We start from the raw sequence: 19,450 nt of genomic DNA, 5'->3' as shown, positions 1-19,450 counted from the left end.
TGCGCACGGTCTGGGAGTGGTGATAGGACGGAGGCCTTCTTTTTTGCCCGATCCGTGCCAATCCGTCGTACCCATGTTTATCCGTGTCCTATGCTCTGCCTGCGCAGCCGCGCAATGATGTTGTCGCACCATGATCCCTGCCCTCTTCGCTATTCTGATCCTCGCTGTGCTCGCGCGCCAAGCGGCCTTGGCGCTGCTGGCCATCACCTTGTTAACTAGCCTCGGCGCGGCCCGCCTTTGGCAGCGGTGGGCATTGCGCCGGGTTGACTACCGCCGTGAGCTGAGCCAGACCCGCGCCTTTCCCGGCGATGAGGTGACGCTGACCATCACCATCACGAACCGTAAGCCATTACCGCTCGCCCAAATCCAAATCTTCGACGCTCTTCCCAACGGCTTGCGCGCGCTTGATGCCCCGGTCATCTTCAGCGGCAGCCGCCAGACCAGCCTGCTCCGTCGCAGCACCGGCCTGCGCTGGTACGAACGGGTGATCTGGCGCTACCGGTTGCGATGCGAGCGGCGCGGCGCGTTTCACTTGGGGCCGGCCCAAGCCCAGAGTGGTGATCCGTTTGGCCTTTATCGCAGCGACGCAACCTTCCCAGCCGATGCGACGCTGCTCGTCTATCCGCGCCTGTTGGCGCTGGCCGATCTCGGTCTGCCGGCCCGCGATCCGCTAGGGTTGATGCGCGCGCCAGCGTTGTTGCGTGACCCGCTGCGGGTAGTTGGCGTGCGCGACTACGCACCCTCTGATCCGCTCAAGGATGTGCATTGGGCGGCGACGGCGCGCACCGGCACGTTGCAGACTCGTGTCTACGAGCCGACGACATCGCATACGCTGGCCCTTGTGCTTGATCTCGACACCTTCGAGTTCTATTTTCAAGGCATCGATCCCGAACTGGTGGAGCATCTGATCAGCGTGACGGCAACGCTGGCCCGCAGCAGCCTTGCCGCCGGTCACGCGGTTGGTCTCTACGCCAACGGTGCGCCCGCCGCCGATGAACATCTCGTCCGGCTGCCACCCGGTCGCAGCCCTAACCAACTGAGCCAGATCATGGAAACGCTCGCCCGGCTGACGGCCTACTCGGTGTTACCCGGCGCGCGCTTGCTCCGCCTGATTACCCCCGAACTCCACCCCGGCGCGACGATTGTGTTGATCGGCGCGGTGGCCGCCGAGCCGATCCGCGCGACGCTCCTGCGCTTGCGGGAATTGGGCTTCCGGGTGGTGTGGATCTACTGCGGCGCCACGCCGCCGCCGGCAGTGCCCGGCGTGCAGACGCATTGGACGCCACGGAAGGGTGACGAGTCATAGGATACGGATTGGCACGGGTGCGACGGATGAACCCGGATCGGGCACCCGTGCCAATTCGTGAAATCTGTGGGTGTCCTTGTCCTATTTCACCCCCCACACCTTTGAAGGGTTGATAGAACGTTTGAACGCTCGCAATCGTTGATCGCTGTGCAATGCCGTAAAGTCTCGCGCTGCGCTCCTCATCACCCGCAAGGGGTGGGGGCATCAGCCCGCGCGGCGGGCTTCGTACCGCTAGCCCAGATCTTCAGGGCCGAGCGCCGGATCAGGTGGGCTGCTCGCCCGTGAACTCGCTAGGGGAGCGACTCACAGGGAAGGATGCCTGAGCGGTTTGCTCCCGTGCTCGTGGGGGATTGCTTCGCCGCCTGCGGCGGCTCGCAATGACAGCCGGGAGGTGCGCACAGCCCCCACTCCAGCCCTCTCCCGCTGGGATTGAGGGGCGGAAAGAACATTTGATTGATCGCTGTGCAATGCCGTAAAGTCTCGCGCTGCGTTCCCCATCACCCCTCCCCCAGCGGGGGAGGGGCAAGGGGTGGGGCAGCAGCCCGCTGCGCAGGCTTCGTACCGCTCGCGGCCCTTCAGGGCCGGGTGCCGGATCAGGCGGGCTGTCTGCCCGTGAACTCGCTGGGGGAGCGATTCACAGGAAAGGATGCCTGAACGGGTTGATCCCATGCTCGTGGGGGATTGCTTCGCCGCCTGCGGCGGCTCGCAATGACAGCCGGGGGGCGCGCACAGCCCCTACTCCAGCCCTTCCCCGCTGGGATTGAGGGGCGGACAGAACGTTTGATCTGATCGCTGTGCGATGCCGTAAAGTCTCGCGCTGCGTTCCCCATCACCCCTCCCCCAGCGGGGGAGGGGCAAGGGGTGGGGGCCATTAGCCCGCTGCGCAGGCTTCGTACCGCTAGCGGCCCTTCAGGGCCGGGTGCCGGATCAGGCGGGCTGTCTGCCCGTGAACTCGCTGGGGGAGCGATTCACAGGAAAGGATGCCTGAACGGGTTGATCCCATGCTCGTGGGGGATTGCTTCGCCGCCTGCGGCGGCTCGCAATGACAGCCGGGGGGCGCGCACAGCCCCTACTCCAGCCCTTCCCCGCTGGGATTGAGGGGCGGACAGAACGTTTGATCTGATCGCTGTGCGATGCCGTAAAGTCTCGCGCTGCGTTCCCCATCACCCCTCCCCCAGCGGGGGAGGGGCAAGGGGTGGGGGCCATTAGCCCGCTGCGCAGGCTTCGTACCGCTAGCGGCCCTTCAGGGCCGGGCGCCGGATCAGGTGGTCTGTCCACCCTTGAACCCACATCAACGGGAGCGGGGCTAGATGGCACACCGGCACATCTCAAAGCCATCAACTACATGTACCCTCATGGGTTCTTTCTACCCTTGAACCCCCATACCCCCGGGGGGTAATCTAGATTACAGACAAACGGTACCGGGGTATGGTATACTCCCTGCTATGAGCGACGCGACGCCTGCCGCGCCGCCGGTTTGATCTGTGTGTGATTGCGCAAAGGCGAGGAGATTATTCATTATGCATCACAAAGTTGTTATTATCGGTTCGGGTCCAGCCGGTCTGACGGCTGCCCTCTACGCGGCGCGCGCCAACCTTGAGCCGCTGGTGATCCGTGGGATGCAACCCGGTGGTTTGATTGCGACCACGAGCGAAGTCGAGAACTACCCCGGCTTTCCCGAAGGGATTGGCGGCTTTGAGCTGGCCGAGGCGATGGAGAAGCAAGCTGCCCGTTTCGGCGCTCAATATCTAGAAACGATGGTGACGAAGGTTGAGGTTGATCAACGCCCCTTCGTGATCCATACCGACAGCGGCCAGACCATCACGGCTGATACCATTATCGTCAGCACCGGCGCGTCGCCGCGCAAGCTAGGTGTTCCCGGCGAGGAAGAGCTGGCTAATCGTGGCGTCAGCTACTGCGCCACCTGTGACGGCTTCTTCTTCCGTGGCAAGAAGGTGGTGGTCGTCGGCGGCGGCAACAGCGCGCTCGATGAGGGTCTGTTCCTCACCCGCTACGTTGATGAGCTGTTCATCGTGCATCGCCGCGACAGTTTGCGGGCCGATCCGGTCTTGCAAGAGCGCGCCTTCAGTAACCCCAAGGTGCGCTTCATCTGGAATTCGGTGGTTGTGGCGATCAACGGCAAAGACAAGGTCGAGTCGGTGACGCTGCGCAACCTGCAAACCGGCGAGATTAGCGAGCTGGCGGTTGATGGCGTCTTCCCGTACATTGGCCACGTGCCGAACACTGAGCTGTTCCGCGGGATCCTTGAGCTTGACGAGGGCGGCTATATTGTGACCGACGGGCGCACCCGCACCAATATCCCCGGCATCTTTGCCGCCGGCGATGTGGCCGATCACATTTACCGGCAGGCGATCACCGCTGCCGGCGATGGTTGCCGCGCTGCGATGGAAGCGACGTGGTACCTTGCCGAGCAGGAGCATGCCCGCGCCAAGGCGACTGCAACCGCCACGGCCTAACGAGCGGGTAGCTAGTAACGGCGGGTTTCAAACCCGCCGTTACTTTACAGATAGTTGTGAACTTTTTTCTAAACGTAGCGCACCAGCATGTTATAGTAAAGACATCAACCCACACCGAGGAGGTGCGCTATGGCAACGACGCCCCCACAAATCCTGAACTGACCGATACCGGTGCTCGTGAAAGCTACGAACACCTCGAGCAAGCCTACATTCTGGAGTATCTGCGCAGCCAAGGGCTTACGCTCGAGCAAGTGCGTGCTATGCCAGCAGAGCAGGCGAAAGAGATCATGCGCGCCGCTTCACTTTACGCTTCGACCCAGATGGCCACGGTCGAGGCGCGCGCGCATCTGGTTGAGGAACTCCATGGCGGGCCGCGCGCATTGTAAGGTGTGATTGCCGGTCCGCAGCGAAAGGGAGGGCACGTTTGCTATTAACGCCCTCCCTTCGTGTTTTACCGCCAACCCTATGCCCTCAGCCCAACACCGCCGCTAACACGGCGTCAGTATTGCTGAGGTCGGGCAAGAGCGCGTCAGGACGGTGATCGGCCAATTCGGCCATCGAGAAGGGGCCGGTGGCTACTGCGACTGTGCGCGCGCCAAACGCCTTGCCGCAGGCGATATCGCGCGGCGTATCGCCGATAATCACCACTTCAGCGGGGGTAAAGGCGCGCCGGTAGCGGGATTCGGCGCGGCGCGCTGCGATGGGCGGCAAGGCCAGCCGGTCGAAGTGGTCATCGCCATACGCGCCGGCTTCGATATCGAGCCACGGCAATAAGCCGGTGCATTCGAGCTTGATCCGGGCCGCGGCGGCGACGTTGCCAGTAAGCGGGGCTTGGTACGCATAGTCGGTCAGCGCGCTGAGTGCGGCCATCACGCCGGCAAAGACGGTCGAACGCGCGATCAGCGCCTCGCGTTGCGCGCTGAGTTCGGAGACGTACAGGTCAATAAACTCGCGCAACCGGGCTTGAATCGTTGCTTCATCCAACGAAGGTAAACTATCGCGCACAATTTGCCAATCGGTCTTACCGGCATACGAGGTGCGCTCGATCCGCACCTCTGGCCCAACCAACTGCCGCAACGCGGTGCGCATCGCGTTCGCGGCGATCCCGTCGGTCGAGAGCAAGGTGCCATCAACATCCCACAACACTAACCGCTTCATCGTTACTCCTGCTGAGGCGCAGCCTAACGTTCCGGCGCGCCTCCCAACAACTCGGTGATCGTCAGGATCAATTCATCGAGATCGGTCGGTTTGGTGAGAAAGCGATCGAAACCAGCCGCCAGCGCCGAGCGCCGGTCGCTTTCGCCAAGGCCGCTGAGCGCGATGGCCGGGCAGTGGCGCAGCTCAGGCCGGGCGCGCAATTGGCGCAAGAGATCAAACCCATCACAATCGGGCAACCGCAGATCGATGAGAAAAAGGGCTGGTGATGCTACCGGTGCGGCCAATGCAGCCGCACCGGTGGCGGCGACTGTCACCTCAAAGCCCTGCCCGCGCAGGAAGATCGCAAACAATTGTTGCATCAGCGGATTATCCTCAACGAGCACAATGTGCATACGGTCTCCTGCGCTATCAGCTCACTCCGCTACGATGCTCAGCGTCGTTAGCAACGACTTTGCGCGCCAGCGCCGGTCTTCGCTGAGCATCGCGGCGGCTTGGCGTTCATCACGGATACACCCCACGGGTCGTATTTGCATCGGCCACCCGCTGCACGGCCAGCAAATAGGCCGCAAGGCGCAGCGGGACCCGGCGCTGCTCGGCCATAGTTGTCACCTGCTGGAAGGCGCCGACGATAATGCGTTCCAGCTTATCATTGATGTCTTGTTCGTCCCAGAAAAACTCTTGCAGGCCCTGCACCCATTCAAAGTACGAGACGATCACGCCGCCGGCGTTGGCGAGAATATCAGGCACGATAAGAATGCCGCGTTCACCCAGAATCGCATCCGCTTCCGGCGTCGTTGGCCCGTTAGCGCCTTCGACAATCAACTTGGCGCGGATGCGTTCAGCGTTCGCTCCGGTGAGCTGGTTTTCCAGCGCCGCCGGAATCAAGACATCGCATTCGAGTTCCAACAATTCGCTGCCGCTGATCCGTTCAACGCCGGGTGCGCTATAGCCTTCCAGCAGGTGGAACGGATGGCGGTCGGCATAGGCGCGCATGGCCGGAATATCAAGCCCATGCGCGCAGTAGTAGCCGCCTGACGCATCAGCCACGCCGATGATCGTACAACCGAGCTGATGGAGCAGATGCGCTGCCGTGCTGCCGACATTGCCGAACCCTTGCACCACGACGCGCAACCCCGCCAGCGGCCAATTGAGCTTACGCGCCATCTCGCGCACCATCAGCATCACCCCGCGGCCGGTTGCCTCGACGCGACCCAGCGATCCGCCGACGTTCACCGGTTTGCCAGTGATTACCGCCGGCACCGTGTAGCCGCGATGCATCGAGATGGTATCCATAATCCACGCCATGGTTTGGGCGTTGGTGCCGACATCGGGCGCGGGAATATCCTTTTCGGGGCCGAGCAGGATGCTGATTTCGGTGGCGAAGCGCCGTGTCAGCCGCTCAAGCTCTCCCGGTGAGAGTTGCTTGGGATCGACGATCACGCCGCCCTTGGCGCCGCCGTAGGGAATATTGACTAGCGCGCACTTCCATGTCATCCACATCGCCAGCGCGCGCACTTCGTCAATGTCAACGCTGGGGTGATAGCGGATGCCGCCCTTCACCGGCCCCCGGCTGAGATTGTGCTGCACGCGATAGCCGGTAAAGACGCGGGTCGAGCCGTCGTCCATCTGCACTGGAAAGTTAACCGTCAATTCGCGCTGAGGCACGCGCAGAATCGCCCGCACATCATCGGGCAGGCGCAACATATCGGCAGCCTGATCGAACTGCTGTTGAGCGACGTGAAACGGGTTGATCTGGTGAGACGTCATTGTCTTCCCCTCTTCATTGATCTTCAAGCTGTATCTCCTCTCGATCAGGCCAGATCCTTGCGCATATAGATCCAACCGTCCTGACCGAAGAACAACCGGGCGAACAGTGAGCGGCGGATATACATTGCCTGAAAGCCAAGCCGCTCATAAAGCGCGCGGGCGCCGTGATTGCTCTCGCGCACGTACAACCCTAAATAGGTGAGGGAGCGGGCGCGGGCATCGTCTTCGGCGCGTTGCAACAGTGCGCGTGCGATACCGCGCCGCCGCCATTCCGGGGCAACGGCGACATCGGCGATAAACCCTTCACCACGTTCGATCTGATGGTCGAGCAGCGAGAGGGCAAAGAGCGAACGCAACGCTCCCCAGACGCCTAATGTCTCAAAAAAGGCCGCCTCGGCAAACCCGCCGCCATCGCCGATCATATCGCGGGTGCGCAAGCTGGTCGTACCGATGAGCTGGCCGGCGTATTCCGCCACCAGCATGCCGCGCAGCGCCGCTGGCCCTTGCCGCCGCCAGCCGGTCGCCAACGCTTGCGCGCCGCGTTCCCGATCGCGCGGGCCAAACGCTGCGCCGAAGGTGTCGGCAAATGCTTCGCGGTGGAGGGCGACGATCGCTTCAATGTCGCTCAGGCGGGCCGGTCGAATCACCACATCATCGGCCGGCACGCCAATTGGAGGAGCTGCGACGGCGTACATTGCTACGCCTGCTTAGCGCGCCGTCAGCTCGGCCACGCGCAATTCTAGCCGGCTGGCAATATCACGGTACATATCACCGCGCCGCTCGGCGACGGCCAACTTTCGCTGCAAAAAGACGATATAGCCAAGAGCTGCCAACAGCGCCACCAGTGTTACCCAACGCATAGTTCCTCCTTGCGCTACCGCACTGTATTCTAGCGCATGCCCAATGATGCTTCAAGTAAGCGGCGATGAAGTTCGTGGACGTTATCATTCTTCCGGCACTGAACGGAAGCGTTGCCGCCATGCGTGGTACAGCGCAATGCTGCCGGCCACGGCGGCGTTGAGCGATCCCACTTGGCCAACGATCGGCAACCGCACGAGAAAATCGCACCGTTCACGCACCAAGCGGGCCATACCAGTTCCCTCGGCGCCAATGACGAGGGCGAGCGGCAGATCAAGATCGACCGTGTCGATATCTTTGGCCGCTTCATCTTGCTCAAGCCCGGCCACCCAAATGCCGGTGCGCTGCAATGCTTCGATCGTTTGAGCCAAATTCGTCACCATCGCCACCCGCAGATGTTCTACTGCGCCGCTGCTAGCATTGACCACTGCCGGCGTAATGTCGGCGGCGCGCCGTCCCGGAATGACGACACCGTGGCAGCCGACCGCTTCGGCGGTACGTAACAGGGTGCCGATGTTTTGCGGGTCTTGCAGATGATCCAGCAACAAGAGGAGCGCAGGCTCGCGCCGGTCAGCCGCTGCTTGCAAGCATTCCTCGAGTTCGACATACGGATAGGGGCCGGTTTCGAGCATAACCCCCTGATGGTTCGCGTCGCGCAACTGGCGGTCGAGCGCCTGCCGCTCAATCCGCTCCACCGGCACGCCGGCCTGTTCGGCCAGCCGGATGATATCGGCGATAATGCCGCTCTCTTGCACGCTGCGCGAGATAACTAAACGGCGCAACGCGCGGCGGCGAGCGCGGAGAGCCTCGCGCACCGCGTTGCGCCCATAGAGCAACTCGGTCGTCATAATCTACTCACTCGCTGTTACAGACGGTCGCAACCGTGGCTGGGTCGTTTCCATCCAGCTACAACCCTAGCGCGTCTTTGATATGGCCGAACAACCCTTTGTCACCGTGGTCGCCATCAGGCGAGAAGGTTTGCGCCAGTTCTTGGAACAGGCGGCGCTGTTGATCGGTGAGTTTGGTTGGCACCTCGATCCGGATGACCACGATCAGATCGCCGCGACCCTGTTGGCGCAGGTAAGGCACTCCTTTGCCGCGGATGCGGAAGGTTTGGCCGTGCTGGGTGCCGGGTGGCAGGCGCAGCTTTTCGGTTCCTTCGAGAGTGGGAACGCTGACATCACTTCCCAGTGCCGCTTGGGCGACGTTGATCGTCAACGGCAAGATAATGTCATTGCCGTCGCGCTCGAAGATCGGATGTGGTTGAATATCGAGCGCCACGTAGAGATTGCCGGGTGGGCCGCCGCGCGGCCCGGCTTCACCCTCGCCGCTGATCCGGATCTGTTGCGACCCATCAACGCCAGCGGGTACACGGACGGTAATCTTACGCGACTTGCGCACCCGACCCTCGCCGCGGCATTCGCGGCAGGGAATGGGAATGACATAGCCGGTGCCGCCGCAGGTATCGCATGTCGTCACCGTCACCATATTGAAAATCGGCGCGCGCTGGCGGATCTCGCCGGTGCCGCCGCAGCGCGGGCAGCGCGCCGGCTCGGTACCCGGTTCGGCGCCGGAACCTTGGCACGCGCTGCAAGTTTCCAATCGGCGGAACTCGATCTCTTTTTCGGCGCCGAACACCGCTTCTTCAAAGGTCAGGCGCAGCGTGTAACGCAGATCGGCGCCGCGCAATGGGCCGCGGGTGCTGCGCCCCGCGCTGGCCCCCCCAAAAAAGGCGTCGAAGATCGAGCTGAACGGATCAACGCCGCTAAATGGGTCGCCACCCATCCCGCCGAAACCGGGCGGGTTGTGGCCGAAGCGGTCGTACATCGCCCGCTTCTGCTCATCAGAGAGCACCTCGTAGGCTTCGTTGATCTCTTTAAACTTCGCCTCAGCCTCAGGCGATTTATTGACATCGGGGTGATACTGGCGGGCCAGCCGGCGAAATGCCTTCTTGATCTCGTCGGGCGTCGCACTGCGACTCACCCCGAGCACCTCGTAGTAGTCACGTTTGGCTCCCGCTGTCATACGGTTTCCTCGTTACGCACACTGCCGGCCGGTGTCCCGATCGCTACCGGCCCGCCATCGGACCTATTCTTCGACCTTTTCGCCATCAACGACGCCGGCAGCGCCATTAGGTGCGGCGGCCGTCACATGTTGCAATGCAACGGCCAATTCAGCAATCCGATTGCGAATTGCCTGCTCATCATCGTCAGCGAGCACGCTGCGCAAGGCCATCGCCTTCTCTTCCACATTGCTGCGGAGCGCCGGGTCAAGATTTTCGCCGGCTTCACGCAGGGCTTTTTCGGCAGCGTATAACACGCTGTCGGCCTGATTGCGGGCCGCGATCAACTCGCGCCGCCGGCGATCCTCTTCGGCGTGCAGCTCGGCGTCGCGCACCATCTGCTCGATCTCGTCTTGCGAGAGGCCCGACGAAGCGGTGATCGTGATCCGCTGTTCTTTGCCGGTGGCCTTATCGCGCGCGCTCACGCTCACGATGCCATTGGCGTCGATATCGAACGTCACCTCGATCTGGGGCACACCGCGCGGCGCGGGTGGAATGCCTGACAGCTCAAAGCGACCAAGGCTCTTGTTGTAGCGCGCTTCGGCCCGCTCACCCTGCAAGACATGAATCTCGACGCTGCTCTGATTATCGCTGGCAGTCGAAAAGACTTGGCTCTTGCGGGTGGGGATGGTGGTATTGCGCTCGATGATCGGCGTCATCACGCCGCCGAGCGTCTCAATGCCGAGTGTCAGCGGCGTGACATCGAGCAGCAGCACATCCTTCACCTCGCCGCCGAGCACGCCGGCTTGGATGGCCGCGCCAATCGCGACCACCTCGTCGGGATTGACACTGCGGTTCGGTTCTTTGCCAAAGAAATTGCGCACCGCCGCCTGAATGGCCGGCATCCGGGTTTGGCCGCCGACCAGAATAATCTCATCGATCTGGTTTGGTTGCAGACCGGCATCGCGCAGGGCTTGCCGCACCGGCCCCATACTGCGCTCGATCAGATCGGCGCAGAGCTGTTCGAGCTTGGCGCGGGTCAGGGTTGCGCTCAGGTGCTTGGGACCGCTGGAATCGGCGGTGATAAAGGGCAAACTAATCTCAGTCTGCATCAGCGAGCTGAGCTCCATCTTTGCCTTCTCAGCCGCTTCTTTCAAACGTTGCAGGGCTACCCGGTCATCGCGCAAATCAATGCCGTGCTCTTTTTTAAATCCTTCGGCCAGCCAATCAATAATCCGCTGGTCGAAATCATCACCGCCGAGATGGGTATCGCCACTGGTCGCCTTGACCTCAACGACGCCTTCGCTGAGTTCAAGAATGCTCACGTCGAAGGTGCCGCCACCCATATCATAGACGACCACCAATTCATCTTGGCCCTTCTTGTCAAGGCCGTAGGCCAGCGCGCTGGCAGTCGGCTCATTGACAATGCGCAGCACTTCAAGGCCGGCGATCTTGCCGGCATCTTTGGTGGCCTGCCGTTGGCTATCGTTGAAATAGGCCGGTACCGTAATCACTGCCTGCGTGACCGGCTCGCCAAGATAGGCTTCAGCATCAGCCTTGAGTTTTTGCAGCACCATCGCCGAAATCTCCGGCGGGGCATACTCGCGGCCTGCCATCAAGACCCGCACATCACCATTCGGCGCCGCGGTAAGCTGGTACGGCACCAGATCTTTATCGCGCTGCACCGACGGCTCGGCGAATTTGCGCCCGATAAAGCGCTTGACCGAGAAGACCGTATTTTCGGGGTTGGTGACGGCCTGCCGGCGAGCGACTTGGCCGACCACCCGTTCGCCTGACTTCGTGATCGCCACGACCGAGGGGGTGAGGCGCGCGCCTTCGGCGTTGGGGATGACCACCACATCGCCGCCTTCGACGACTGCTACGACTGAGTTGGTTGTGCCTAAATCAATCCCAATAACCTTTGGCATGGAAAAACCTTTGACAATATGCGATGACCCAGACTGTTATCGCGATTCTCGTTACCGCACAGGAAGCGGCGTGTTTCAAACCCGCCGGCACGGATGGTTGGACGGACGGGATAGACGGGCGGGTTTCAAACCCGCCCTTACCTATATACCGCTATACCACCCCGCTCATCCCAATGCTGCCCTTACCCGCGCCCGACCTTGACCATGCTTGGCCGGATGACGCGATCGTGCAGCAGGTAGCCGCGCTGCAATTCGGCGATCACCTTGCCCTCTTGCCCTTCCGCCTCTTCGTAGATCACCGCCTCGTGCAGATTGGGGTCAAAATCTTGCCCCAACGCCTCGATCGGCTTCACCCCTTCACTTTCGAGAATAGTACGCAACTTCTGGGCAATCAGTTGCGTTCCCTGCCACCACGGCGTGCTGGCGATCTCAGGCGGAATGTTGGCGATGGCGCGCTCGAAATCATCGAGCACCGGCAGCAGCTTGAGAATCAGCGCCGCGCCGGCGTTGCGGATCAGTTCGGCCCGTTCGGTATCGGTGCGGCGCTTGAAATTACGATAATCGGCCACCGCCCGCATCCACTGATCCTTATATTCAGCCGCCTGCGCCTCAGCCTGTGCCAATCGATTTTGCAGATCGGCAATCACCGCCGCCGGATCAGCCGGCGTCTCGACGGTTGCCGTGTCTGGCGTCGTCGCAGCAGCGCCGTTGCCGGTGGTGGTGGTGGTGTCAGGTTTGACTTCTTCTGGGTTCGACATAATTTCCTCGTTCATAGACAATATGTTACGCGCGCTGATCACCGTTGGGATCGGTCTCGACCTCAGAGGGGCGCGCATTGACATTATAGAGTTCGGCCAACAAATTGCTCATCAGTGACGCGATATAGCGCACGGTCGAGATCGAGCGCGGATAGGCCATTCGGGTGGGGCCAATCACGCCGAGCACGCCGGCAATCGCGCCTTCAACGCCATAGCGGGCAAGGATCACGCTGTAGTCGCGCATCGCATCTTCGCCGTGCTCGCCGCCGATAATCACCTGTACCCCGCCTGACGCCAGCGCCTGCGGGATCAACGGGCTCAGGCCGCGCCCGCTCTTCAGGATTTCGAGGGTGCGGCGCATGCGTTCAATCGCGCGTTCGGCGTCATCACGCCCGCTCGCCGGCAAAAATTCCGGTTGGCTAAGCATTTCGAGCAAGCCGTCAGAATAGATTTGCTCTTGCGCTTGCTCTTCAAACGCCTGCATCGCCCGCACCACCAGATCGACCAGCCCGCGCTCGAAATCGCTGAGCGGAATGCCGTTAAAGGTTGCCGTCGCCGCGAGCTCTTCGGCCCGGCTCAGGGTCGTGTCAGCCAGCAGATCGCTCACAATGCCGGCGGCGCGGCGCAGATCCTCTGGCGTGCGGCCCGGCTCGATCGGCAGCGTCTGCTGCTTGACAATCCCGCCGTGGAAGACCATCACCGCCAACGCCATCGTCTCGTGGATCGCGATCAGCTCAAGGCTCTTGAAGCGGAGCTGCTCGGCCCGCGGCGCAGTTGCCACCGAGGCGTTGTGCGCGGTGCGAGCCAGCACCGCACAAGCGAGTTGCACCCACTGATCCAGCTCGCCGCGCACTTGATAAAATTGGTGGCGGATCATACGCTGCTCGGCGGGTGACAGCGACGTGCGCTCCATGAGATTTTCGACAAAAAAGCGATAGCCGGCGTCGGTCGGGATCCGCCCGCCCGACGTGTGCGGGTGGGTGAGAAAGCCCAATTCCTCGAGCGCGGCCATATCGTTGCGCACCGTCGCCGGTGAGACGGGCAGGCGATATTTGCGCACCAGCGTCTCGGATGCGACCGGCGTGGCCGTGTCAACAAACTCCTGAATGACCAGCTTGAGTATCGTCTGCCGGCGTTCGGTCAGAGGTCCGCTCATCGCTGTGTCCTGCCTCGCTGGTCGATGGTTAGCACTCGTGAGGCGAGAGTGCTAAGGCTTGTAACGTAAAAGGTTGGCGTGCATCTGATGCACGCCGATAAAGAGTATACCATAAGTTATGGCGGTTGTCACCCCCCTATGCCCCCCACTCCCGTGCCAGCGACCCCTCGTTATCGCCGAGCAGATGGCGGGTGGCTGGCGCATACCAAGCCGGCATCGTGCGTAACGCGATCGCGAGCGTCGCCAGATCGGTTGGGTGCATGATCCGGAACCAGAGTGGTAACTGGATCACGCGCACATCGCGTTGGTGCATCTGTTCCATCCATGGCAGCAACCCGCCGCCGCCGAGCGGGATGGAGGCCGCCAAGCTCGCTTGGCGCAGGCCCAAGATGTACCAACTGCCCCGATCGCATGGCCCGACCACCGCATCATATCCGCTCTCGAGCAAGGTAAAAGCATCGCGAATCCGCGTTTCCGGGATGTGTGGCGTGTCGCCGCTGATGATGACAAATGGCCCCTCAATGTTCTCGGCGGTGATATGGATGGTTGAAGTGACAATGGCGACAGCGCCAGTGATGCGCATCACTAATGCCTGTGTATCGGCCAGAAACGCGCTTGACCACCAACTCGCTTCAATGCCGAATGTCTCTCGCAGAGCGGCGGTTCGCTCAAGGATCAGGGTTGTGCGCTGCATGCGCTGCTCCGTTTTTGCAGTGCGCGAAATTGCACCTATTATAGAACGTCGTATCGGTTTGAACGGCAGAAACGACGCCCTGAAGTTAAAAATTCGATGAATCTTTTCCGGTCGGAATGGTCTCAGAATGAAGCAATTATCACTGAAGGTTGCCTGAGTTGCATCTGAAGCGCTGCCGCTCTGCTTCTATACTGAGTGGAGCAGGCAGTGGTTTTCCTGCATACAGCCAAGGAGGCAGCGATGGGATCACGGCGTGTAACGCTTGATGGCAATGAAGCGGTTGCTAACGTTGCCTATCAACTGAGTGAAGTGATAGCGATCTATCCGATTACCCCTTCGACCCCAATGGGCGAGCAGGCCGATGCGATGGCCGCCGCCGGCAAGACTAATCTGTGGGGAGTCGTGCCAACCGTATATGAGATGCAGTCCGAAGGCGGCGCTGCCGGCGCGTTACACGGCGCGATGCAGACGGGTGCGCTGATCACGACGTTTACCGCCTCGCAAGGGCTGCTGTTGATGATTCCGAACTGGTTTAAGATGGCCGCCGAGTTGAACCCCGGTGTGTTTCATGTGGCCGCTCGCGCTCTTGCCACGCAGGGTCTGTCGATCTTCGGCGATCACTCGGATGTGATGGCGGCCCGCGCAACTGGCCTTGGTATGCTGGCCTCGGCTTCGGTGCAAGAGGCGCAAGATTTGGCGTTGATTGCCCATGCTAGCTCGCTGGCCGGCAAGTTGCCGGTGATCCACTTCTTCGACGGCTTCCGTACCTCGCACGAGGTCAACTCGATTACGCTGCTCGAAGAAGAAGAAATTCGCGCGATGATCAAAGACGAATGGGTGCATGAGCACCGCGCCCATGCCCTCTCGCCCGAACATCCGGTGATCCGCGGCACGGCCCAGAACCCCGATGTCGCGTTTCAGGCCCGCGAGCGCATCCAGCCGATTATCGACGCTTTCCCCAGCGTGGTACAGGCGCAAATGGATCGCTTCGCCGAAATCACTGGCCGCCGCTACCACCTGTTCGACTACTTCGGCGCGCCCGATGCCGAGCGGGTAATCGTGATCATGGGTTCGGGCGGCGAAACCGCGCGTGAGACCGCCTTCTATCTCAACCAACAGGGCGAGAAGGTGGGTGTGGTGCAGGTGCGCCTCTTCCGGCCCTTCGCCGTCGAGGCGTTCCGCGCCGTGTTGCCGCCGAGCGTGAAGGCGATTGCCGTACTCGATCGCACCAAAGAACCCGGCGCTTCCGGCGAGCCGCTCTTCCTTGATGTGGTGCATGCGCTGCGCGGGCAGCCGATCACGATTATCGGCGGACGGTACGGGTTGTCGTCGAAGGAGTTTACGCCGGGCATGGCAGCCGCCGTCTTCGCCGAGCTGGCTAAAGAGCATCCCAAAGAGCGCTTTACCGTTGGCATCAACGATGATGTGACCAACAGCAGCCTGAGCTACGATCCCGATCTCTGCATCGATCCTCCCGGTACAGTGCGCTGTGTCTTCTGGGGGCTCGGCGCTGATGGCACCGTCGGCGCGAACAAGAATAGCATCAAGATTATCGGCGATAGCAGCGAAGGCGAGGCCGAACGCTACGCCCAAGGCTACTTCGTGTACGACTCAAAGAAGTCGGGGTCGGTGACGATCTCGCACTTGCGTTTCGGCCCGTCGCCGTTGGCGACGCCATACCTGATCGGCAAGGGTCAAGCCCAGTTTGTTGCTTGCCACCACTTCAGCTTCCTCGAGCGGTTCGATGTCTTGCAGTACGCTGCGCCGAATGGCGTCTTCTTGCTCAATAGCCCCTATGGCCCCGATCAGGTTTGGCATCAGTTGCCGACCGTTGTGCAGCGCAAGATCCGCGAACTCAATCTGCGCGTCTATGTGATCGATGCTACCGCAGTAGCGAACGAAGTTGGCATGCGCGGGCGCATTAATACCGTGATGCAGACCTGCTTCTTCGCCATCAGCGGCGTGTTGCCGCGCGAAGACGCGATTGCGGCGATCAAGCAGTCGATCAAGAAGACGTATGGCCGCCGCGGCGAAGCCGTGGTCAAGCAGAATTGGGCCGCCGTCGATCGCACCCTCGACCGGCTCTACGAGGTGCCGATTCCGCCGCCGAGCGAAGACAACGGCTTGCCGATGCGTCCGCCAGTTGCGCCCAACGCGCCGGAGTTTGTGCGGGACGTGCTCGGCACGATGATCGCCGGTCGCGGTGATGATTTGCCGGTGAGCGCCATCCCGCTCGATGGCTCCTTCCCCACCGGTACCACCAAGTGGGAGAAGCGCAATATCGCGCTTGAAATACCGGTCTGGGATCCGAATATCTGCATCCAATGCAATAAGTGTGTCTTTGTCTGCCCGCATGCTACCATCCGGGCCAAGGTCTACCCCGAAGAGGCGCTGGCTGGCGCTCCTGAAGGCTTCCGCAGCGCGCCGGCTCGCTTCAAGGAGTTTCCTGAGCAGCGCTATACGCTGCAAGTCGCGCCCGAAGACTGCACCGGCTGCGGTCTCTGCGTTGAGGCTTGCCCGGTCAAAGACAAGCGTGCGGTGGGGCGCAAGGCGATCAATATGCAGCCGCAACCGCCCATTCGCGCCCGCGAAGCCGAATACTGGGACTTCTTCCTCAGCCTGCCCGATGTCGATCGCACCCTCATCCCGGCGGGCAGCGTCAAGCACACCCAGTTGTTCGTGCCGTTGATGGAATTCTCTGGCGCGTGCGCCGGCTGCGGCGAAACGCCCTACCTCAAGTTGCTCAGCCAGCTCTTTGGCGACCGGGCGATTATCGCTAACGCCACCGGTTGTTCGTCGATCTACGGCGGTAACTTGCCGACCACGCCGTGGACGACCAACGCCGATGGGCGCGGGCCGGCGTGGTGCAACTCGCTGTTCGAGGATAACGCCGAGTTTGGTCTGGGGATGCGCCTGAGCATTGACCAGCAGCTTGAACATGCCCAGATGCTGCTCAACCGGTTGCGCCCCATCCTCGGCGCTGAATTCGTCGAAGACCTGCTCCGCGCCGATCAACATACTGAAGCCGGTATTCGCGAGCAGCGCGAGCGGGTGGCGATCCTCAAGCAGCGCCTACGTGAACTGCTGGCCGATAACCCGCCCGAAGCGGCCCAGATGCGCGACCTGCTGGCGCTAGCCGATGTGCTGATCAAGCGCAGCATCTGGATCGTCGGTGGCGACGGCTGGGCCTACGACATCGGCTTTGGCGGTCTCGACCACGTGTTTGCTTCTGGCCGCGATGTCAATATTCTCGTACTTGATACCGAGGTTTACTCGAACACCGGCGGTCAGGCCAGCAAATCAACCCCGACCGGCGCCGTGGCCAAGTTTGCCGCCAGCGGCAAAGGCGGGGTCAAGAAAGATTTGGCCCAGATCGCGATGACCTATGGTGATGTGTACGTGGCGCGGGTTGCGTTCGGGGCCGATGACGTACAAACCTTGCGCGCCTTCCAAGAGGCCGAAGCCTACCCCGGCGTTTCGCTGATCATCGCCTATAGCCACTGCATTGCCCATGGCTACGACCTGCGCCGCGGGCTTGAACAGCAGCGGCTGGCGGTTGAATCGGGCATCTGGCCACTCTATCGCTACAACCCGGCGATTCACGAAGGTTCGCCGCTGACCATCGACTCGAAAGCCCCTAGCATCGATCCCGAAGTCTATGTGCGCGGCGAGGGTCGCTTCCAGATGCTGCAACAGGCCAACCCGGCTCGCTACGAGCAATTGCTCAATAGCTTGCGCCGGCAAGTGGCGTTGAAGTGGGCGCATTTGCAATGGATGGCCAATGAGCTGACTGCCGAGACGAAGGAGGGGCTGCGATGATTGATCTGAGTACCACGTATCTGGGAATGCGGCTCCGATCGCCGCTGGTCGCTGCCGCATCACCCATTAGCCGTAACGTCGAGCTGGCCCGCCAGCTTGAAGAGGCTGGGTTGGGCGCGATCGTGATGTACTCGCTCTTTGAAGAGCAGATCATTCACAACAGTCTCGAACTCGATCGCATGCTCAGCCATGGGGCCGAGAGCTTCGCCGAGGCGCTCAGCTATTTGCCCGAACACGGCGCATATAGCGTTGGCCCTGAACGCTATCTCGAGCAGGTCACAGCCTTGAAGAAGGCGCTGAGCATTCCGGTGATCGGCAGTCTCAACGGTGTCTCGGCAGGCGGATGGGTGCATTACGCGCGGCTCATCCAAGACGCCGGGGCTGATGCCATTGAACTGAATATCTATTTTGTGCCGATTGATACCAATCTCACCAGCACCGAACTCGAAAACATCTACGTCGAGCTGGTGCGCGCCGTGCGTGCCGAAATCAGTATCCCCCTGGCGGTGAAGATTGGCCCCTACTTCACTGCCCTGCCCAATTTTGCGTGGCGCTTGATGGAGGCCGGGGCGAACGCGCTGGTACTGTTCAATCGCTTCTACCAGCCCGATCTCGATCTCGAACAGCTTTCGGTGCGACCTAACCTGCAACTGAGCACCTCAGGCGATCTACGCTTGCCGTTGCGCTGGATTGCGCTGCTCTATGGGCGCATTCCGGTTGAGTTCGCTATCAGCAGCGGCGTGCATAGCGCCATTGATGCGCTCAAAGGGTTGATGGCGGGGGCAAGCGTCGCGACAATGGCTTCGGCGCTGCTGCGTGGGCGCGCTCCCGATATTGTGCGCAACGTGCTGCGCGATATGGAGTTGTGGCTGACCGAACACGAATACGAATCGATCGAGCAGTTGCGCGGCAGTATGAGCCAGCGCGCGGTCGCCGAACCGGCAGCCTTCGAGCGGGCGAACTACATCCGCGTGCTGGAAGATTACCGGCCACCCTACGCCATCGGTAGCCATAACGACCTGACCGGGCGTATGTTGTACCCCTTCCTTGGTGATGAGTCGTAGCGCTGATCCGGTAAACGGGCAGAGTGCAACGCCACGGAGGTTATCCGTGGCGTTGCGCTCTTGTCTTTGCCCTCTGCCAGCGTGCATCCCCGCTCTCCCCGTATGTCATTGCGAGCGAAGGGGCAGCGCCGCTCTCCCGCTCTCCCCGTATGTCACTGCGAGCGAAGGGGCAGCGCGCAGCGCTGCCCCGTAGCGAAGCAATCTCCTGCGAGGACGAAAAGCAATCCTCTCAGGTATCGTTCTCGCTGACGCAGGAGATTGCTGCGGGCACTGCGCGCCCTCGCGATGACAGACCCCTATCCCCCACTCCTGCCATGCCTTGCCCGCCATCGCGCAGCTCCCCCTCTCCCACCGTCAGGTGGGAGAGGGGGGCGGGGGGTGAGGGCCAGCCCGCGCAGCGGGCTTCGTAAGCCTAGCCCGGCCCTTCAGGGCCGGGCGCCCTCCTCTCAGGTATCGTTCTCGC

General features: G+C 61.7%; 16 protein-coding genes. 5 read left to right on the top strand and 11 right to left on the bottom strand.

Annotated elements, in window-relative coordinates; all coding sequences use genetic code 11:
* Positions 1 to 130 precede the first annotated feature (130 nt).
* The 3 genes from A6A03_RS00095 (at position 131) to A6A03_RS00085 (ending at position 4,169) form a co-directional block, all read left to right on the top strand.
* Positions 131 to 1,306 carry a DUF58 domain-containing protein gene (locus A6A03_RS00095; protein WP_066782367.1) on the top strand — a complete coding sequence of 392 codons (1,176 nt, stop codon included), beginning with the start codon at positions 131 to 133 and terminating at the stop codon, positions 1,304 to 1,306.
* 1,520 nt (positions 1,307 to 2,826) lie between these two features.
* The gene (gene trxB / locus A6A03_RS00090) at positions 2,827 to 3,783 is read left to right on the top strand and encodes a thioredoxin-disulfide reductase (protein WP_066782366.1); all 957 of its coding nucleotides are present in this window, start codon (positions 2,827 to 2,829) and stop codon (positions 3,781 to 3,783) included.
* Positions 3,784 to 3,839: 56 nt separating this feature from the next.
* Positions 3,840 to 4,169 carry a hypothetical protein gene (locus tag A6A03_RS00085; RefSeq protein WP_245668734.1) on the top strand — a complete coding sequence of 110 codons (330 nt, stop codon included), beginning with the start codon at positions 3,840 to 3,842 and terminating at the stop codon, positions 4,167 to 4,169.
* A gap of 85 nt (positions 4,170 to 4,254) precedes the next feature.
* Here the strand turns inward: A6A03_RS00085 and A6A03_RS00080 are convergent, their stop codons facing one another.
* The 11 genes from A6A03_RS00080 to A6A03_RS00035 form a co-directional block, all read right to left on the bottom strand.
* Positions 4,255 to 4,941, bottom strand: coding sequence for an HAD family hydrolase (locus A6A03_RS00080; protein ID WP_066782363.1), 687 nt, complete (start codon positions 4,939 to 4,941; stop codon positions 4,255 to 4,257).
* A 23-nt stretch (positions 4,942 to 4,964) separates the two neighbouring features.
* Positions 4,965 to 5,333 carry a response regulator gene (locus tag A6A03_RS00075; RefSeq protein ID WP_066782362.1) on the bottom strand — a complete coding sequence of 123 codons (369 nt, stop codon included), beginning with the start codon at positions 5,331 to 5,333 and terminating at the stop codon, positions 4,965 to 4,967.
* A gap of 109 nt (positions 5,334 to 5,442) precedes the next feature.
* The gene (locus A6A03_RS00070) at positions 5,443 to 6,708 is read right to left on the bottom strand and encodes a Glu/Leu/Phe/Val family dehydrogenase (protein WP_066782361.1); all 1,266 of its coding nucleotides are present in this window, start codon (positions 6,706 to 6,708) and stop codon (positions 5,443 to 5,445) included.
* Between the two features lie 44 nt (positions 6,709 to 6,752).
* Positions 6,753 to 7,403 (bottom strand): GNAT family N-acetyltransferase, encoded by a 651-nt coding sequence (locus A6A03_RS00065; protein WP_066782360.1) that lies wholly within the window; start codon positions 7,401 to 7,403, stop codon positions 6,753 to 6,755.
* A 12-nt stretch (positions 7,404 to 7,415) separates the two neighbouring features.
* A complete protein-coding gene (locus A6A03_RS20555) occupies positions 7,416 to 7,568 on the bottom strand; it encodes a hypothetical protein (RefSeq protein WP_172812265.1) in 153 nt (50 codons plus the stop codon).
* An 84-nt stretch (positions 7,569 to 7,652) separates the two neighbouring features.
* Entirely contained in the window at positions 7,653 to 8,414 is a 762-nt protein-coding gene (gene rlmB / locus A6A03_RS00060) for a 23S rRNA (guanosine(2251)-2'-O)-methyltransferase RlmB (protein ID WP_066782358.1), read from the bottom strand.
* 58 nt (positions 8,415 to 8,472) lie between these two features.
* Positions 8,473 to 9,591, bottom strand: a complete 1,119-nt coding sequence (gene dnaJ, locus A6A03_RS00055; RefSeq protein WP_066782356.1) for a molecular chaperone DnaJ — start codon at positions 9,589 to 9,591, stop codon at positions 8,473 to 8,475.
* 63 nt (positions 9,592 to 9,654) lie between these two features.
* A complete protein-coding gene (gene dnaK, locus A6A03_RS00050) occupies positions 9,655 to 11,496 on the bottom strand; it encodes a molecular chaperone DnaK (protein ID WP_066782354.1) in 1,842 nt (613 codons plus the stop codon).
* Between the two features lie 182 nt (positions 11,497 to 11,678).
* On the bottom strand, positions 11,679 to 12,254 hold the full coding sequence (gene grpE, locus A6A03_RS00045) for a nucleotide exchange factor GrpE (protein WP_066782352.1): 576 nt from the start codon (positions 12,252 to 12,254) through the stop codon (positions 11,679 to 11,681).
* A gap of 25 nt (positions 12,255 to 12,279) precedes the next feature.
* Positions 12,280 to 13,410, bottom strand: a complete 1,131-nt coding sequence (gene hrcA, locus A6A03_RS00040) for a heat-inducible transcriptional repressor HrcA (RefSeq protein ID WP_066782350.1) — start codon at positions 13,408 to 13,410, stop codon at positions 12,280 to 12,282.
* A gap of 136 nt (positions 13,411 to 13,546) precedes the next feature.
* Positions 13,547 to 14,104, bottom strand: coding sequence for a DUF2064 domain-containing protein (locus A6A03_RS00035; protein WP_066782348.1), 558 nt, complete (start codon positions 14,102 to 14,104; stop codon positions 13,547 to 13,549).
* Between the two features lie 240 nt (positions 14,105 to 14,344).
* On the opposite strand from A6A03_RS00035, the gene nifJ reads away from it, so the two are divergent.
* Together nifJ and A6A03_RS00025 are read left to right on the top strand one after the other, a co-directional pair.
* Positions 14,345 to 17,923 carry a pyruvate:ferredoxin (flavodoxin) oxidoreductase gene (nifJ, locus tag A6A03_RS00030; protein WP_066782347.1) on the top strand — a complete coding sequence of 1,193 codons (3,579 nt, stop codon included), beginning with the start codon at positions 14,345 to 14,347 and terminating at the stop codon, positions 17,921 to 17,923.
* A complete protein-coding gene (locus tag A6A03_RS00025) occupies positions 17,920 to 18,987 on the top strand; it encodes a dihydroorotate dehydrogenase-like protein (protein ID WP_066782345.1) in 1,068 nt (355 codons plus the stop codon). Before nifJ ends, A6A03_RS00025 begins: the two co-directional genes overlap by 4 nt.
* Positions 18,988 to 19,450 lie beyond the last annotated feature (463 nt).

It is taken from the genome of Chloroflexus islandicus, assembly GCF_001650695.1.
Classification (GTDB): domain Bacteria; phylum Chloroflexota; class Chloroflexia; order Chloroflexales; family Chloroflexaceae; genus Chloroflexus; species Chloroflexus islandicus.
The sequence above is the reverse complement of the archived record's forward strand: the minus strand, read 5'-3'. Positions and strand labels throughout refer to the sequence as shown.

Excerpts from the sequence above, each read along its gene's own strand:
- dnaJ (WP_066782356.1), bottom strand. The coding sequence starts at position 9,591 with ATGACAGCGGGAGCCAAACGTGACTACTACGAGGTGCTCGGGGTGAGT.
- dnaK (WP_066782354.1), bottom strand. The coding sequence starts at position 11,496 with ATGCCAAAGGTTATTGGGATTGATTTAGGCACAACCAACTCAGTCGTA.
- trxB (WP_066782366.1), top strand. The coding sequence starts at position 2,827 with ATGCATCACAAAGTTGTTATTATCGGTTCGGGTCCAGCCGGTCTGACG.
- A6A03_RS00080 (WP_066782363.1), bottom strand. The coding sequence starts at position 4,941 with ATGAAGCGGTTAGTGTTGTGGGATGTTGATGGCACCTTGCTCTCGACC.
- A6A03_RS00075 (WP_066782362.1), bottom strand. The coding sequence starts at position 5,333 with ATGCACATTGTGCTCGTTGAGGATAATCCGCTGATGCAACAATTGTTT.
- grpE (WP_066782352.1), bottom strand. The coding sequence starts at position 12,254 with ATGTCGAACCCAGAAGAAGTCAAACCTGACACCACCACCACCACCGGC.
- A6A03_RS00065 (WP_066782360.1), bottom strand. The coding sequence starts at position 7,403 with ATGTACGCCGTCGCAGCTCCTCCAATTGGCGTGCCGGCCGATGATGTG.
- A6A03_RS00025 (WP_066782345.1), top strand. The coding sequence starts at position 17,920 with ATGATTGATCTGAGTACCACGTATCTGGGAATGCGGCTCCGATCGCCG.
- hrcA (WP_066782350.1), bottom strand. The coding sequence starts at position 13,410 with ATGAGCGGACCTCTGACCGAACGCCGGCAGACGATACTCAAGCTGGTC.
- nifJ (WP_066782347.1), top strand. The coding sequence starts at position 14,345 with ATGGGATCACGGCGTGTAACGCTTGATGGCAATGAAGCGGTTGCTAAC.
- A6A03_RS00095 (WP_066782367.1), top strand. The coding sequence starts at position 131 with ATGATCCCTGCCCTCTTCGCTATTCTGATCCTCGCTGTGCTCGCGCGC.
- A6A03_RS00070 (WP_066782361.1), bottom strand. The coding sequence starts at position 6,708 with ATGACGTCTCACCAGATCAACCCGTTTCACGTCGCTCAACAGCAGTTC.
- A6A03_RS20555 (WP_172812265.1), bottom strand. The coding sequence starts at position 7,568 with ATGCGTTGGGTAACACTGGTGGCGCTGTTGGCAGCTCTTGGCTATATC.
- rlmB (WP_066782358.1), bottom strand. The coding sequence starts at position 8,414 with ATGACGACCGAGTTGCTCTATGGGCGCAACGCGGTGCGCGAGGCTCTC.
- A6A03_RS00035 (WP_066782348.1), bottom strand. The coding sequence starts at position 14,104 with ATGCAGCGCACAACCCTGATCCTTGAGCGAACCGCCGCTCTGCGAGAG.